This is a genomic window from Pseudomonas sp. S3E17 (assembly GCF_024168685.1).
GTDB classification, from domain to species: Bacteria; Pseudomonadota; Gammaproteobacteria; order Pseudomonadales; family Pseudomonadaceae; genus Aquipseudomonas; species Aquipseudomonas marginalis.
On the sequence record NZ_JALJWE010000001.1, the window covers coordinates 1,954,011 to 1,969,764 of the forward strand.

At 63.0% G+C, this 15,754-nt stretch carries 13 protein-coding genes; 7 read left to right on the forward strand and 6 right to left on the reverse strand.

Going from position 1 to position 15,754, the window contains the following annotated elements:
- Nucleotides 1-53: 53 nt before the first annotated feature.
- The 5 genes from J3D60_RS08265 to J3D60_RS08285 all read left to right on the forward strand — a co-directional run bounded on the left by J3D60_RS08265 (nucleotide 54) and on the right by J3D60_RS08285 (nucleotide 6,044).
- Nucleotides 54-1,223 carry an acyl-CoA dehydrogenase family protein gene (locus J3D60_RS08265; protein WP_065941925.1) on the forward strand — a complete coding sequence of 390 codons (1,170 nt, stop codon included), beginning with the start codon at nucleotides 54-56 and terminating at the stop codon, nucleotides 1,221-1,223.
- The gene (locus J3D60_RS08270; RefSeq protein ID WP_253490848.1) at nucleotides 1,220-2,164 is read left to right on the forward strand and encodes a D-isomer specific 2-hydroxyacid dehydrogenase family protein; all 945 of its coding nucleotides are present in this window, start codon (nucleotides 1,220-1,222) and stop codon (nucleotides 2,162-2,164) included. The genes J3D60_RS08265 and J3D60_RS08270 overlap by 4 nt, the downstream gene beginning before the upstream one ends.
- 236 nt (nucleotides 2,165-2,400) lie before the next feature.
- The gene (locus J3D60_RS08275; RefSeq protein ID WP_078833403.1) at nucleotides 2,401-2,694 is read left to right on the forward strand and encodes a transposase; all 294 of its coding nucleotides are present in this window, start codon (nucleotides 2,401-2,403) and stop codon (nucleotides 2,692-2,694) included.
- Entirely contained in the window at nucleotides 2,691-3,548 is an 858-nt protein-coding gene (locus J3D60_RS08280; protein WP_078833402.1) for an IS3 family transposase, read from the forward strand. Before J3D60_RS08275 ends, J3D60_RS08280 begins: the two co-directional genes overlap by 4 nt.
- Before the next feature lie 375 nt (nucleotides 3,549-3,923).
- Nucleotides 3,924-6,044: a TonB-dependent receptor gene (locus J3D60_RS08285; RefSeq protein ID WP_253490850.1), complete on the forward strand. Its 2,121-nt coding sequence runs from the start codon at nucleotides 3,924-3,926 to the stop codon at nucleotides 6,042-6,044.
- 5 nt (nucleotides 6,045-6,049) lie between these two features.
- On the opposite strand, the gene J3D60_RS08290 is transcribed toward J3D60_RS08285, so the two are convergent.
- Genes J3D60_RS08290 through J3D60_RS08310 form a run of 5 tightly spaced genes read right to left on the reverse strand, consistent with a single transcriptional unit; the run spans nucleotide 6,050 to nucleotide 12,446 of the window.
- Entirely contained in the window at nucleotides 6,050-6,823 is a 774-nt protein-coding gene (locus J3D60_RS08290; protein WP_253490852.1) for an energy transducer TonB, read from the reverse strand.
- Nucleotides 6,820-7,266, reverse strand: a complete 447-nt coding sequence (gene tolR / locus J3D60_RS08295) for a protein TolR (protein ID WP_027607142.1) — start codon at nucleotides 7,264-7,266, stop codon at nucleotides 6,820-6,822. Before tolR ends, J3D60_RS08290 begins: the two co-directional genes overlap by 4 nt.
- Nucleotides 7,267-7,280: 14 nt before the next feature.
- Nucleotides 7,281-7,973 (reverse strand): protein TolQ, encoded by a 693-nt coding sequence (tolQ, locus tag J3D60_RS08300; protein WP_253490854.1) that lies wholly within the window; start codon nucleotides 7,971-7,973, stop codon nucleotides 7,281-7,283.
- 47 nt (nucleotides 7,974-8,020) lie between these two features.
- Nucleotides 8,021-9,886: a phytase gene (locus J3D60_RS08305; RefSeq protein WP_253490856.1), complete on the reverse strand. Its 1,866-nt coding sequence runs from the start codon at nucleotides 9,884-9,886 to the stop codon at nucleotides 8,021-8,023.
- A 46-nt stretch (nucleotides 9,887-9,932) separates the two neighbouring features.
- Entirely contained in the window at nucleotides 9,933-12,446 is a 2,514-nt protein-coding gene (locus tag J3D60_RS08310) for a TonB-dependent receptor (RefSeq protein ID WP_253490858.1), read from the reverse strand.
- Nucleotides 12,447-12,880: 434 nt separating this feature from the next.
- On the opposite strand from J3D60_RS08310, the gene J3D60_RS08315 reads away from it, so the two are divergent.
- Both J3D60_RS08315 and J3D60_RS08320 read left to right on the forward strand, forming a co-directional pair.
- Nucleotides 12,881-13,795, forward strand: coding sequence for a GGDEF domain-containing protein (locus J3D60_RS08315; RefSeq protein WP_065941920.1), 915 nt, complete (start codon nucleotides 12,881-12,883; stop codon nucleotides 13,793-13,795).
- 1 nt (nucleotide 13,796) lies between these two features.
- Nucleotides 13,797-14,834, forward strand: coding sequence for an AraC family transcriptional regulator (locus J3D60_RS08320; protein WP_253490860.1), 1,038 nt, complete (start codon nucleotides 13,797-13,799; stop codon nucleotides 14,832-14,834).
- Here J3D60_RS08320 and J3D60_RS08325 read toward each other — a convergent pair.
- A complete protein-coding gene (locus J3D60_RS08325; protein ID WP_065927198.1) occupies nucleotides 14,821-15,702 on the reverse strand; it encodes a LysR family transcriptional regulator in 882 nt (293 codons plus the stop codon). The two genes, J3D60_RS08320 and J3D60_RS08325, sit on opposite strands and share 14 nt — an antisense overlap.
- Nucleotides 15,703-15,754 lie beyond the last annotated feature (52 nt).

The window sequence follows — 15,754 nt, forward strand, 5'->3', positions numbered from 1 at the left end:
ACACCGCAATCGGGAGCAAGCCCCCTCCCACATTCCTGACCGAGCACATACTGATGACTCAATCGTCTCTACGCACTGTGAACGTTGTCGATTTCGACGCCCTGCTCGAATACTTGAGCGCCGAGCTGGCCGGCACCGCGCACCTGTATGACGAGAGCGGCGCCTTCCCCCATGCCAACTTCCAGCGGCTGCACGACCACGGCCTGGTCGCCCTCACCGTGCCCAAGGCCCTCGGCGGCGGTGGAGCCAGCCTGCCCCAGGCGCGCAAGGCGATCAGTGCGATTGCCAAGGGCGAACCGTCCACCGCACTGATCCTGGTGATGCAATACCTGCAACATAACCGCCTGCAAGACAGCAAGACCTGGCCGCCCCACCTGCGTACCCGAGTGGCCGAGGACGCGGTGCGCGACGGTGCATTGATCAATGCCCTGCGCGTCGAACCCGACCTCGGCACCCCGGCCCGTGGCGGGCTGCCGGCGACGACTGCCGTGCGCACTGCCGAGGGCTGGCGCATCAGCGGGCGTAAGATCTACTCCACCGGCAGCCATGGTCTGAGCTGGTTCAGCGTATGGGCGCGCAGCGATGACGCCGACCCGCTGGTGGGCGCCTGGCTGGTGCCCAAGGACAGCCCCGGCGTAAGCATCATCGACACCTGGGACCACCTCGGTATGCGCGCCACCTGCAGCCATGAAGTGGTGCTCGACAATGTGCTGGTGCCACTGGACCACGCCGTCAGCGTCAGCCCCTGGAGCGCGCCGCAACCGGAACTGGATGCCGAGGGTTTCCTGTGGATGTCGGTGCTGCTGTCCTCGGTGTATGACGCTGTGGCCCAGGCTGCGCGGGACTGGCTGGTGAACTGGCTGGAAGAGCGCCAGCCATCCAATCTCGGTGCGGCGTTGTCGACATTACCGCGTTTCCAGGAAACCGTCGGCCATATCGACACCCTGCTCTTCGCCAACCGCAGCCTGCTCGACGCCGCCGCCGACGGCCACACTCCGGCCGCCAACGCCGCGCAGTTGAAGTACCTGGTCACCCACAACGCCATCCGCGCCGTGGAGCTGGCCATCGAGGCCTCCGGCAACCCTGGCCTGTCGCGCCATAGCCCGCTGCAACGCCACTACCGCGATGTGCTGTGCAGTCGCGTGCATACTCCGCAGAACGATGCGGTGCTGCAGGGCGTCGGTAAAGCCGTGTTCGCCCAACGCCAGAAGGAGCGCACATGAGCCAGGTGATCATTGCCAGCCAACTGGGCGAAGACTACAACGAGGTGATCCGAGCGCGCGTCACCGCGATCCACCCCGGAGCACAGGTGATCGGCGTGCCGGAGGGCGTACCCAGCGACCTGCCGCCCCAGGCGAATATCCTGCTGCTGCGCCCGATCAACGTGCGCGGCTACACCGCCCCGGACACCCCGCCACCGGGCTGGCCCTACGGCGCGCAATGGGTGCACCTGGTCTCATCGGGCATCGACTTCTACCCGCAATGGCTGTTCAACGGCCCGCCGGTGACCACCTCCCGAGGCAGCGCCGCCGACAACCTGGCCGAATTCGCCCTGGCAGCGATCTTTGCCGCCTCCAAGCATTTGCCGGACATCTGGGTGAAGGACTCGCAATGGAATTTCACCGCCCTGCGCCCCCTCAAGGGCACCACCCTGGGCATTCTGGGCTTTGGCGCGATTGGTGAAAGCCTGGCGCAAAAAGCCCTGGGCCTGGGCATCAAGGTGGTCGCGCTGCGTCAGAGCCAGGCACCGTTCGGCGCCGGCGTGGACGCCGCCCAGGACATCCACGACCTGTTCGCCCGCGCCGACCACCTGGTGGTGGCCGCGCCACTGACCGACGCCACGCGGCATATCATCAACCGCGATGTTCTGGGCAGCGCCAGGCCGGGCCTGCACCTGATCAACATCGCACGTGGGGGCCTGCTCGATCAGGAGGCGTTGCTGGAGGCCCTGGACAACGGTCAGATCGGCCTGGCATCGCTCGACGTGACCGAACCGGAGCCCTTGCCGGACGGGCACCCGTTGTACAGCCACCCACGGGTACGGTTGTCGCCCCATACGTCGGCGATTTCGACCAATAGCCGCAACGAGATTGCCGATACGTTCTTGGCGAATCTGGAGCGCTACGTTTCAGGGGTTGAACTGGCGAATCTGGCTAACGCCTGACGCTGTTCAAAAATGTCGGAGGGGCGGTGCGACGATTCGACTTGCTCCCGTGGCGGCCTTCGGGCCGACCATGTCGTTGGAGTTGAGCGAGTACATATCCGTTGCTGCGGTAACGGCGGCTTAGGGTTCCGCCCTTACGGCGGGTCACTTTGGAAAAGCCCCAAAGTAACCATGGACTTGTTCCCTCGCAGCGGACGCCAAGAAGCGATATTTTAATCGCAACCTTGGAGGCACCTATGTCACAGCAAACCCGCCGCAGCTACACCGATGACTTCAAAGCTCAAGCAGTGACACTTGCTGAAAGTATTGGTCGAGGAGAAGCTGCCCGACAGTTGGATATCTCGGTCAAAACCCTAGGGAATTGGCTGGACGCCGCACGCAACGGGCGTCCTCTCAGTTCTCCCTCCCGGCATCCGGTTTCTGACCTGGAAAGCGAGCTGGCCCGGCTTCGAGCTGAAAATGCCACGCTTAAAATGGAACGAGAAATCCTAAAAAAAGCGACGGCGTTCTTTGCCAGAGAGTCCAACTGAGATACGCCTTCGTCGCCCGTGAACGGACTCACTTTCCAGTCAGGCTGTTATGTCGAGTGATGGAGGTCTCGGTGTCGGGCTTTCACGACTATTTGAAGCGCCAGGAACGTCCTGATCCAGATGCGGCGATTCGCTTGGAAATTCGTGCGATTCATCGGGCAAGCCGCGGCACTTATGGGCGACCACGTATGGTTAAGGCGCTTCATAACCGGTCGTACGCGATAGGACACAAGCGAGTAGCTCGTCTGATGAGAGAGGAGATGCTGCGAGGAAAAATCAAAGCACGGTTCAAACACTCGACGGATAACCGGTATATCCAACCCATTTCTGAGAACGTGTTGAAACGACGCTTTTCTGTGACAAGCCCGGCGCCCGCCTGGGTGGGGGATATCACGTATATTTCGACTCGCCAGGGTTGGTTGTACCTGGCTGTGGTGTTAAGTGTCCAAACCCGGCAGGTACTGGGTTACAGCCTGTCGGACCGTATGCCCGAGGGCTTGGTACAACAGGCGTTCATGAACGCCTGGACTAAAGCGCCAGTTGATCACGGTGTGATTTTTCACTCTGATCGAGGCCGGCAATACACCGGTAGCGGTTTTCGCAGCATGATCGCGGAAAGAGGCTTCGTGCAAAGCATGAGCCGTAAAGGAAATTGCTGGGATAACGCCGTGGCAGAGAGCTTTTTTGCCACACTCAAGAAGGAAGAAGCCACCGGTGTGTATCCCAGCAAAGCGCAGGCCCATACATCAATCGCAAGCTACATCCATGGGTTTTACAACGCGGCACGGCTGCACTCGGCGCTGGGATACAGCTCACCTAATGACTACGCAAAGCAACTGAAGCAAACTGCTTAACACTCGCTTCATGGCGTACGTTTTGAGGGAACAAGTCCATGCTTACTTTTGGGTCCCTCCAAAAGTGAGCCGCTGTAAGAGCGGAACCATAGGCAGCCGTTACCGCAGCAACGGATATGTACTCGGTCAAAGCCAACGACATGGTCGGCCCGAAGGCCGCCACGGGGGCAAGCCCCACATCTGGTTATGCGGCCAGGCAAGAAATATCATCAGATATGCGCATTATAAATAACTATTAACTGCATATTTTTAATAATTAACATATAACAAAACGGACTTTTACGAACGTCTTTCCTATCCATATTGTTATGTCCAGCACCGACCCCTGACCAGGTGGAGGCCTTGCCTGAACCACCACTTTCTCAGGGACCTACCATGAGCCACATCGCCGCGCCCAATCGCCTCACCCTTGCTGTCTCCCTCGCCCTGTTCGGCGCGTACGCCCACGCCGATGACACCGCGCTGCCGGTGGTCAATGTTACGGCCGAGCACCGCAGTGAAGACTTGCAGAAAACCCCGCTGGCGATTTCCGCCTTCGACGAGAAGAGCCTCGACGACAAGCAGATCCGCAGCGTGCGCGATCTGTCGGGCCAGGTGCCGAACCTGACCCTCAGCCGCCAGTCGATCTCCTACAGCGCCCAGACCTATGGCATTCGCGGCATCGGTGAAACCGACCCGATCCAGGAAGCCGCGGTGGCGGTGTACGCCGACGACTTGTACATCCCACGGGCGATTTCCTCGATGCTCGACTTCAATGACGTCGAGCGCGTCGAAGTGCTGCGCGGCCCCCAGGGCACCCTGTACGGGCGCAACAGCAGCGCCGGGGCGATCCGCGTGATCACCCGCGACCCCAACCAGGAAACCCGTGGTTTCGTCGAGCTCGGTGCGGGCAATTACAATGCGCAGAACGGCCGTTTCCTGATCAGCGGCCCGCTGGTGGACAACGCGTTGTTCGGCAGCTTTTCGGCGATCCGCCTGAGCCGCGACGGCACGGTGTCCAACCCGACCCGGGGCAAGGATGTCAACAACGTCGATATCCAGTCCTACCGCGGCAAGCTGCGCTACAAGCCCGAGGACTCACCCTGGGATGTGCAGTTGACCCTGGCCGGCACCTTTGACCGTGGCGACACCACCAGCTACTCGCCGTTCGACGCCAACGGCCGTTTCGACAAGTTTAAGAGCTACAGCAGCCTCGACCCGAAAAACCGCCTTGACCAGGGCAGTTCGGTGTTGCGCGCGATCTATGCGATCAACGATCACTTGAATGTCAAATCGGTCACGGCCTGGTCGTCCTTCAACCAGCCGGTGGACTACGACAACTCTGGCCAGGCCGCGCTGATCCAGAACAACCTGATCCTCTACAAGCAAAACTACGCCACCCAGGAATTCCAGCTCAACGGTGACTATGACGACTTCAGCTTCAGCACCGGCCTGTACCTGTACCGCGAACGCTTCGATGCCGACCGCGACAACCTCACCTACTCCATCGCACGCAACCGGGTGATCGGCCAGGGCCAGTACAGCACCACCAACACCGAAAGCTACGCGCTGTATGGCCAGGGCACCTACAAGATCACCCCGCAGCTGTCGCTGATCGCCGGCCTGCGCTTTACCCGCGAACACAAGAACTTCGAGTTCACCAATTACGCGATCAATACCGACCGGCAGATTACCGGCACCAACTTCGCGGCCGAGTCGAGCAAATCCTGGCAGTCCACCAGCCCGAAAATCGGCTTCGAATATGCCTGGACGCCGCACCTCAACCAGTACGCCTATGTCGCCAAGGGCTTCAAGGCCGGCGGATACGACAACCGTGCGCCGACTCGCGCCGCCGCCGAGCAGGCGTTTTCGCCGGAAGACGTGACCACCTGGGAAACCGGCTTCAAGGGCGACTTCTTCGACCAGCGCCTGCGGGCCAACGTCGCGCTGTTCTACAACGACTACAAAGACCTGCAGACCAACGCCTACGACCCGGCGCTGGGGGTGAGCCTGCGCACCAACGTCGGCCAGGCCCACACCTACGGCGTCGAGCTGGAAACCCTCACCGCCCTGAGCCGCGACCTGCAACTGAGCGCCAACCTCGGCTACCTGGAGAGCCAGTACGACGACTTCCAGAACGCCAGCGGTGCCGGGGTCGATGCCAATGGCAAGCAACTGGTGTTCTCGCCGCGCTGGAACGCCAGTGTCGGCCTGAACTACACCATTCCCGCAGGCCTGCCGGGCACCTGGCTGGCGGGCACGGATGCGCAGTTCCAGACCAAGTCCTACGCCAACGCGCTGAACGACGACATCCAGGAAGTGCCGCAGCAAACCTTCTGGAACGCCAACACTCGCTACATCAGCGGCGACGGCCACTGGACCACCACCCTGGCGGTGAAAAACCTGCTGGACCGCGCTTACCCGCAATCGGTGGGCTATGTGCCGTCCAGCGGCGCCCGTTATTACTCGGTCAACGATCCGCGCACGCTGTTGCTGTCGGTGCGCTATGACCTCTGAGTGCGTTACTTGATGCGGTAGTGGAAGGTATTGCGCACCGCCGGTACGGCCACGGCCTTGCCGTCAACGATCCTCGGCTGGTAGCGAAAGGTGTTCGCCGCCGCCAGTGAAGGCCGGATAAACAACGGGTGGCAGCCGTCCAGCACCTTGGGATTTTCCACGCGGCCTTGGGTGTTGACGCTGTACTCCAAGGTGCAGTCGCCCTCGATGTTCTTGTCCAGGGCGCGCTCGGGATAGTCCGGTGCCTCCTTGCTCAGGGGTTGGTATTGGCGGCTGTCGAAGGCCGGCGCCGGGGCTGGCGCGGGGGTGGCTGCCCGGGCTTTTTCAGCGGCCAGGCGTTGCTGATCGAGGCGTTGTTGTTCCAGCTCGCGGTGGCGTTGTTCGCTGGCCAGGCGTTCCTGCTGCTGCTCGATCTTCTTGTCTTCGACGCGTTTACGCGCCAAGGCGGCTTTCTCGAGTTTTTGCGCCTGGACCTGCGGGTCGACCGTGGGCTTTGCCGGCACCGGCACTGGTATCACCACCGGCTCCGGCGGTGCGGGGGCAGCCACCACCGGTTCAGGCTCGGGCGCTGGCGCCGGTGGCAGCATGACCAACTGCGTGTGCATCACCCGAGGGGCATCCGCCACGGGCTTCTCCGTCGACCAGCCCAGCATCAACGCGGCCAGCACGCCGACGTGCAGCGCCACCGCCAGGCTGGCGGCGAGGCTGTTTCTCCAAAACCCGAAAGCATCCCGGGGCGCCATCGTCAGGGTGGGACTGTGCATGATCATCGCCGTCATTGCGGGGCCTCGGTCACCAGCCCCAGGTTGCTGACTCCACCCTTCTGTAACACCGCCATGGCCGCGACCACACGGCCGTAACCGGCGTTGTCGTCGGCGCGGATATAGACCTGGGTGTCGCTGCGCGCCGCCACCACCTGCATGACCTTGGCGCCCATTTCATCCAGGCTCACGGCGCTGTCGGTCTGGTGTTGGGTATCGAGTTCGCCGCCGAGGTTCCAGTAGTAGCCGCCGTCGGCCTTTACCGACAGCGTGAGGATCTGCTGGCGGGTGTCGGTGGCCAACGCCTCGGCGGCGACTTTGGGCAGGTCGATCTTCACACCCTGGGTCAGCATCGGCGCGGTGACCATGAAGATCACCAGCAGCACCAGCATCACATCGATATACGGCACCACGTTCATCTCGGCCTTGGGCCCGTGCTTGCGTTGCGGCCTGACTAACATGGGAGTTGCTCCTTTCAGGCGGCGACGGCCAGGTTGATCGACGTACCGCGCAGGGTGCGGTGCAGGCGTACCTGCAACTCATTGCCAAACGCGTAGTAACGGGTGAGCAGGGTCTGGCCGCGCGCCGCGAAGCGGTTATAGGCGATCACCGCCGGGATCGCCGCAAACAGGCCGATGGCCGTGGCGATCAAGGCTTCGGCAATGCCCGGCGCTACGGTGGACAACGTCGCCTGTTGCACCTGGGACAAGCCGATAAAGGAATTCATGATGCCCCACACCGTGCCGAACAGGCCGATGTACGGGCTGACCGAACCCACGGTCGCGAGAAATTGCAGGCCCTTTTCCAGTTCGATTTCCTGCTCGGTGATCGCCACCTGCAAGGCCCGCTCCACGCCTTCGAGCACCGCCGGATCATGGCTGTGCAGGTGCTGGTATTCCTGGACCCCGGCGATAAAGATCGGCGCAATGCCGCCCTCGCCCGCCTGCTGGAGCTCACGGGACAGTGCCTGCAAATCCGACGCGGCGCGAAAGCGCTGCACAAAAGCGTTCAACTGACGCTCCAGGCGGCGCAGCACACTGCCGCGCTGGATAATCAGGTACCAGCTGAGCAAGGACGCCAACAGCAAGGTGACCATGACAGCCTTGACCAACAGGCTGGCGTCGCTGATCAAACCCCAGATCGTCATATGTTCCATCGTCGCGTGCATGGTGAATCTCCCATTCGATTAAAAAGTGATGACCGGTTGATGACGGTTCACGGCAATTTCAATGCGCGGGTGACCTCGGCCCAGGGCACGAACTTGAAGTTCTGGGTCTGCTCGGGCATGCGCTTGCGCCCGTCCTGCACCACCAGCATGCCTTGGCTCCATGGCCCGCCGAGGTTGATGGCGGTGACTTCCAGGCCATCGGTTTCCGATGCGCCATCGATACCGGCAGCGGCGTTCAAGCCGACGCGAAAGCCGCCGTGCACGGCAAACGGCGGTTCGGCATCCACCACCAGGTAGCTGTCATTGCCCTGGCTGGAGATCACCAGGTAGTCATGTTTATCGCTCTGGTACAGCGCCAGGCCCTCGACATCCGCATGCAATTGCGCGCCGACCTTGATCACGCTGGTCAACGTCGCCGGTTGATCGGCGCGCGCATCCACCGCCCACACGCCGACGTCCTCCTCACCGATAAACAGGCGCTGGCGCTGGTCGTCGGCCACACAGCCTTCGGGTTGGCTGTCGACCTTGAACTGACGCACCAGCTCGCCGTGCACACGGCCGTCCGGCGCGCTGAGGCGGTATTGCAGGAAGGTGCCGTCCTTGCCGTTGGCAATCGCGTAGATCTCGCCGCTGACAGGCTGGAACAGGCAGATGCCATAGATTTCCTTGAGCGGCGTGGGCACTTCACCGGCCTCACGCAGCTCGCCGCTCTGACGGTCGATGCTGAACAGGCTCAGGCTGTTGTGATCGCGATTGCTCGCCACGGCCAGGTCCACCGTTTGCGCGCCGAGCTTGAAGTTGGGACGTACATCGACGTTATTCAGGCGGCCCACCGCCAGTTCCTGCAACAGCTTGCCGTCGAGGTCGTAGGCGAGCAGGCCCTGTTTCTTGTTGGTGCCGAGCACACGGCTGTTGGCCGGGGTTTGCGGGTGAATCCAGATCGCTGGATCATCCGCCGCGTCGCCCTGGCGGCCGACCGGGTCGCTCTGGCGCAAGGCCGCGACTTCCGGCAGCACCGCAGCCGCCGCGACGGGCGTGGCCTGCCAGTCGAGCCTGGCCTGGTAGAGCGTGCCGCTGTCATCATCGCGCACCAGCAACTGGCGGCCATTGATCGCCAATTGTTCCGGCTCTTTCAGGCCCGGCAGGCCCAGGCTCGATTGCTCCACCCAGCGCTCGTCGGTGTGCTGGAACAGGTGTAACCGGGCGGTCTTCGGGTCCAGGGCAACCAGGCCACCGGGTACCAGCGCCATGGCCCCGGCTTCGCGCTTGGGAGTGTCGAACAGCGCCACCGGCGTGCGTTTCACCTCGGCTTCCGGGTGAGCCGGGTAGGCCCACCAGCCGACATTCTCTTCATTCACCAGCAACTGCTGGGTGGCATCGTCCACCTGGCAGAACTGTGCCGACGGCGGCAGCGGCAGACCTCGTACACGCTGGGGGTCGGTGAGCAGCGTCGCGCCGTTGCCCACCAGCCATTGCTCGCCCTTGCCCTCTTCGCCCACCAGGAACACAAACAGGTTGGCCGCGGCGTCGCGGTACAGGCACAGGCCATTTACCGGGTAGTCGCGGGTCGGCAGGTACAGCGGTTTGCCCCAGCTTTTGCTGGCGCTGTCCAGGCTGATCAGCAACGCCTGCTGGCGCTCGTTGTCGAGGCTGGCGACCAGCACCTGGGCACCTGCGGCGCGGGTGTCGAGGCTGCTGAAGTTACCCTTGAAACGCGCCAGCTCGGCGCCCTGGCTGTCGAGCAGTTGCAGGCCGTCGCGGCTGCTGGCGGCCACGCGCTCGGTGCCATTGGGCAGGAAGGCCACGGCTTCGGCCTTCAGGCTGGGTGCCCACGGGGTCAGCGCCAGGTCGGCGGCGAACGCATGGCCGCTGGTGACCAGGGCAATCAGCAGGTACAGCTTGGAAATTCTCATGAACAAGCAAATCCTTCAAAAACAATGGAGATCAAATGTGTTGAATTCAAAAATGAGTGAAGGTCAGGCCCACTTTGTAGGTGGGGCCGTACTCTTCGTACTGGCCGTTGTAGCTGCGGTGGCCGGTGTAGACGAAGTACGACTCATCGGTGAGGTTCTGGGCTTCGAAGCTGACTTGCAGGTTCTTGGTCAGCGAGTAGCGCGCGCTGAAGTCGACGAAGGTCTGCGCGTCGACGTGCAGGTCGTGGGCCTTGTCGTTGATCGAGGCCAGTTCATACAGGTAGGCCGACTTGTAGTTGGCCGACAGGCGCAGGCTGAGCTTGTCGTCCTCCCAGCCGAGCATCAGGTTGCCGACGGTGTCCGACTGGTTGGGCAGGCTGATGTTGCGCTTGCGATTCGTGCCGCTGGCGGCGTCGAAGCCTTCGATATCGGCGCTGGAGCGGCTGAAGGTGCTGTTGGCGCCGATCAGCAAACCGTTCCACGGTGCGGGCAGCCAGTCGAACTTCTGTGAGTAGGCCAGTTCCAGGCCGTAGAGCTTGGCGCTGTCGCCGTTGGCGTAGGTGTGGGCCTCGGAGAAATTGGTCCAGGCGCCGGTGCCGGCGAGGTCGGTGTTGTAGACGAAGTTCTTGATGTCCTTGTAGAACACGAATGCCGATACGGTCCCGGCGCGGCCCATGAAGTGCTCGATACCCAGGTCAAGGTTGCTCGACTCCAGGGGCTTGAGGTCCGGGTTGCCGAAGGTGGCTTCGTCATCGTCGATCACAAAACCCGGCGCCAGCTGGCCGAACGTCGGGCGCACCACCGACTTAGTCCAGGCCGCGCGCACCTGGGTGTTCTTGTCGATCTGGTAGCGCGCATGCAGCCCCGGCAACCAATGGTGATAGCGGCGCTTGGTCTCGGTGGGGGTGAACACGCCATCGGTGGCACCGGTGCCTTTGGCTTCGAACTCGGTGCCTTCGTAGCGCAGGCCGGCGATAAAGCGCCAGTCGTCGATATCGAGGGTGTTCATCAGGTAGCCGGCGTTGATGTCCTCGCGAATGGTGAAGTCGTTGACCCGCGATTCGGTCTCGTCATAGAAATCCGCCGGGTTGAGGCTGCCGATCAGCTGCTTGATGGCGCTGGGGCTGATGCCGGGGCCGTAGTTGCCCAGGCGATAGTCGACGCTACCCTTCTGGAAGCGGCTGAGGTTGAGTTGGTCGGCACTGAAGCCGAGGGTGTCGAAGTCTTCGTAGACCCAGGCCTCCAGGTCGTTGTCCTTGTTGCGGCGGCTGACCTTGCCGCCGAACTTGACCTGGGACGCATAGCCGCTCAGGTCATAGTCGCGGGCCAGGTCCAGGCGCAGGTTTTTCTCGGTGTCCGTGGTGTTCTGTTTTTCCCAGTCGACCTTGTCGAGACTGAAGTTGCTGGCGTCGTAGAAGCCGCTGCCGATGATCGGGCGGGGTTTGTCCTTGTCGTAGAAACCGCTGTTGGCAAAGTCACCGCCGTCGAAGGTGGCGCCGGCGATATGCGCCGGGCTGTCTTCGCTGGACTGGCTGTAGCCGGCCTGGCCGCTTAAGGTCCACAGGCCGAGCATGCGTTCGCCGCCGAATACATAGGATTGGATTTCCTGGGTTTCCTCACGGTTTTTCAGCTTGCGCTTGCCCTCGGCATCGCCCAGTTGGCCCGGGGCCTGGGGGTCGGCAAACTCGATGCTGGTGGAGTTGCGGGTTTCGGTGTCGGTGTAGCGGCTGTAGAGGGTGCGCAGGTAGTAGCTGCTGAGGTCGTCGGGCTTGTAGTCGAAGTTCAGGCCACCGCCGGCGCGTTCGCGGCTGATGTCGTAGTCGCGCTGTTCGAACTCGTTGAGCCGGGCGCCGTCGGTGAAGTCCCAGGCGCCGCCGGTTTCGACGTTGTCCGAGCCGAAGTCGCGTTTCTGCCAACTCAGCGCTGCGGCGACGCCGAAGTTGTCGATGCCGTCGCCGAGGCTGAACCGGTTACTGGCGGCGCCGGAGAATTTCGGGCTGGTCTGGCGGGTGTTCTTGTCGTAGCTGGCTTCGCTGCTGCCGGTGTAGAACAAACCTTTATGGTCGAAGGCCGAGAGGCTTTGCACATCGACGGTGCCACCGAGGGAGTTGGCGTCCATGTCCGGGGTGAGGGTCTTGATCACCGACAGCGACTGCACCAGCTCCGAGGGCAGCACATCGAGGGCCACGGCGCGGCGCGCGCTTTCCGGGGCGGGCACCAGGGTGCCGTTGATGGTTACGCTGTTGAGGTCCGGGCCCAGGCCGCGCACGCTGACAAAACGCCCTTCGCCCTGGTCGCGCTCCACACTGATGCCCGGCAGGCGCTGCGCCGCTTCGGCGACGTTCTGATCCGGCAACTGGGCCACACCGTCGGCATGCACCACGCTCTTGATGCTGTCGGCGCTGCGTTGCTCCTTGAGCGCCTGGTCGATGGCGACGGCCTGGCCAACCACCTCAACGTGCTCGGTGGCGCTCGCTTCGGCGGCGCTCAACCGTTCACTGGCCATCGCCAGGGCCAAGGCGGTAAGCGTAAAGCTGACGAGCCCGGTGCGCTTGTACATGCAATCCTCCCCAAGAATCCGTTGGCGCCAGGCAAGGGGCCCGGCAACTGGGAGGGCACGCTAGGGGTGGGGGATGACGGTTCTGTGACAGGGGTCGGCGCGAAGGCCTGTAAACCGGGGTTTAGAGCAGTCCTGCAGGTGCAAATGAGCTGATATGACCTGTATAGGTCCCCTGTGGGAGGGGGCTTGCTGTGGTGAGGGGGCTTGTCCCCCCGACGGGTTCACTGAGGATACGGGGGGCCTGCTTCGCAGACCGGCGCGGGGCAAGCCCGCTCACCACATCAAGCCCGCTCACCACAGCAAGCTCCTCCCACATTTTTTGATCGCCCGTGTGTTTGAGCTGAGCTGATTCGACCCTCATCCACCGTCATCCAACGGTCACATCCATCTGCTGTGCTGGCGCCCACCACTCATTTGCCCAAGGACCTGCGGCCATGTTTTCCGTGCTCAAGCCCCACCGCTGGAAACTCTCGTTGCTGCTGATCGCGGCCAACCTCGGGCTGATCCTGCACCTGGCCTGCGGCGAGTTGAAAAGCGTCAGCGAGTGGGTGTGGCTGGATATCTTTGGCGAAGGCGGTTCCGCCCTGCTCGCCCTGGTGTGGCTGGGCCTGGTGCTCAAGAGCCGCCCCGCCGGGCGCGTCACCAATTACCTGGCGCTGGGCCTGTCGTGCATCTTTTTCTCCTGGTGGATCGACAGCCTCGACGAATTTATCCGCCTGCCCGACAGCATTACCTGGGACCATTGGCTCGAGTCCGGGCCGATGCCGGTGGGCATGATCCTGCTGACCATCGGCATCTACCACTGGCACCGCGAACAACTGGCGATCAGCGCGCAGATGGAAAAGCGCGAGCGCTTGTTCCGTGAACATCGACTGTTCGACAAACTCACACCGCTGGCCGGCGCCGACTACCTCAAGCGCCAACTGGCCGACAGCCTGCAGGACAGCCGCGAGCAGCAACAACCGCTGTCGCTGCTGGCCCTGGACCTGGACAACTTCGCCGCCATCAACCAGGCCTACGGGCATGCTGAGGGCGACGCAGTGTTGCAGGCCCTCAGCCATTTGCTGCTGCTCAACCTGCGCCGCCAGGACCTGGTGTGCCGCCTGGCCGGCGACCGTTTTGTGGTGCTGCTGCCCAACACCGGCGAACGCCAGGCCAAGGAGCTGGCGCTGGAGTTGCAGCAAGCGGTGCGCGGCCTGGCCCACAAGACCCGGCAACAGGGCGAACGCCTGCAACTGGCGGCGACCACCGCCGTGGTCATGGCCCTTGAAGAACCGCCCCAGGATTTGCTCAAGCGCCTGAACCTGGCCTTGGCCAGGGCCAAGCAACCCCTTGCGAAAAGTGCCTGAGATGGCCGTCAAAACCAGCTGGTATGAAGCCGACAGCCGCTTCATTCCAGGGCATTACCAACCCGCCACGCTGATCGACCTGGCCTTGTCCCGGGACATCGACAGCCATCGCCTGCTGCGCGGCACCGGGCTGTTTCACGAGGACATCCTGGCCGGCACCGCGCACTTGAGCCCGCAGCAGTTTTTCGGCTTGATCGGCAACAGCCGTAAGTTACTGGACGCCGACGACAGCAGCTTCCTGTTTGGCCAGCGCCTGCTACCGGGCTATTACGGCGCCGCCAGCCACGCCCTTGGCCATGCGCAGAACCTGCACCAGGCCCTGGAGATCCTGATCCAGCAACAGGTGCTGCTCAGCCCGTTGGCCACCCTGCAACTGGAGCTGGATGAGCACCACGCCTACCTGTACTGGCTGGACAGTTGCGGCGCCGGCGAGCACTGGCGTTTCCTGCTGGAAGCCAGCATGACCTCGCTGGTTGCCATGAGCCAATGGCTCAGCGGCGAGCGCCTGCCGTGGGCGTGCAGTTTCAGCCATGCCGAACCGCGTTATATCGAGCAGTACTGGGTGCACCTGGGCGAGGACACGCGCTTCGAGCGCCCGCTGGACATGATGACGATCCCGCGCGAATACCTCACCAGCACCTGGCCAGGCGCCTCGGCCACCGCCGGCCAGGTGGCGCGCCGCCAAGCCCGCGAGCAGATCGAGCAACTGGGCTTTGCCGGCAGTTTTCTCGACTGCCTCTACGAGTACCTGCGCGACCAGGTGCGCCAGCCGCCCAGCCTGGAACAAGCGGCCCAGGCCTTCGCCATGAGCCCGGCGACCCTCAAGCGCAAGTTGCACAAGCACGACACCGGTTTTCAACAGCAGGTGGACCGGGTGCGCAAGCAGGTGGCGTTGCACCTGTACCAGGTCAAGGGCTACAGCAATGATGAGGTGGCGGCGTACCTGAATTTCAACGATGCGGCGAATTTTCGGCGCTCATTCAAGCGCTGGACCGGCAGCACCCCGAACCTGATCCGCCAGCTGTTCAACAGCCGCTAGCCAGGCGTTCGCGCAGAAACTCCACCAGCGCCTGCACCGGCCGTGAGCTTTGCCGGTGCTGGGGGTACACCGCCGACAGGGTCAGGGCTTCGGGGGCAAAATCATCGAGGAGCGTGACCAGCCGGCCGTCCTTCAAGGCGTCGCCGACGATGAAGGTCGGCAGGTAGGTGACGCCCAGGCCGGCGACGGCGGTATCGCGCAGCAACTCGCCGTTATTCACGCGCATACGGCCGGTGACATTCAGTGCTTGCAGCTTGCCTTTGAAGCGCCATTGCACCTGGCGGCCATGGCCGTAGGGCAGGCAGTCGTGTTCGGCGAGGTCTTCGGGTTTAAGCGGCGTACCGCGCAGTGCCAGGTACTCGGGGCTGGCGCAATACACGCGCTCGATGCTGGCGATACGCCGAGCGATGAGGGTGGAATCTTCCAGGGTGCCGATGCGCAGCACCAGGTCGTAGCCCTCACCGATGAGGTCCACCGGGCGGTCGCTGAGGTCAACTTCCACCGACACCTGGGGATGGCGCTGCAGGAACACCGGCAACAGGCAACCCAGGTGCGCCATGGCGAACGACAACGGCGCACTCAGGCGAATGGTGCCGCGCGGTTCACTGTTCTGGCCGGCGATGCCCTGCTCCACTTGCTCGACTTCGCCGAGCAGGCGCAAGGCGGACTCGTAGTAACTCTGGCCCAGGGGCGTGACATCCAGGCGGCGCGTGGAGCGATTGAGCAGGCGCACGCCGAGGCGATCTTCCAGCTGGATCAGGCGGCGGCTGACGAATTGCTTGGACAGGCCCAGCTGTTCGGCGGCGGCGGTGAAGCTGCCGGATTCCATGACCTGGCAGAACAGGCGCATGTCTTCAAAGGGGTTCATTGTCGCTTCTCGGTGGACGATGGGCTGTTTTATAACTGGAAGGTCGCCACAC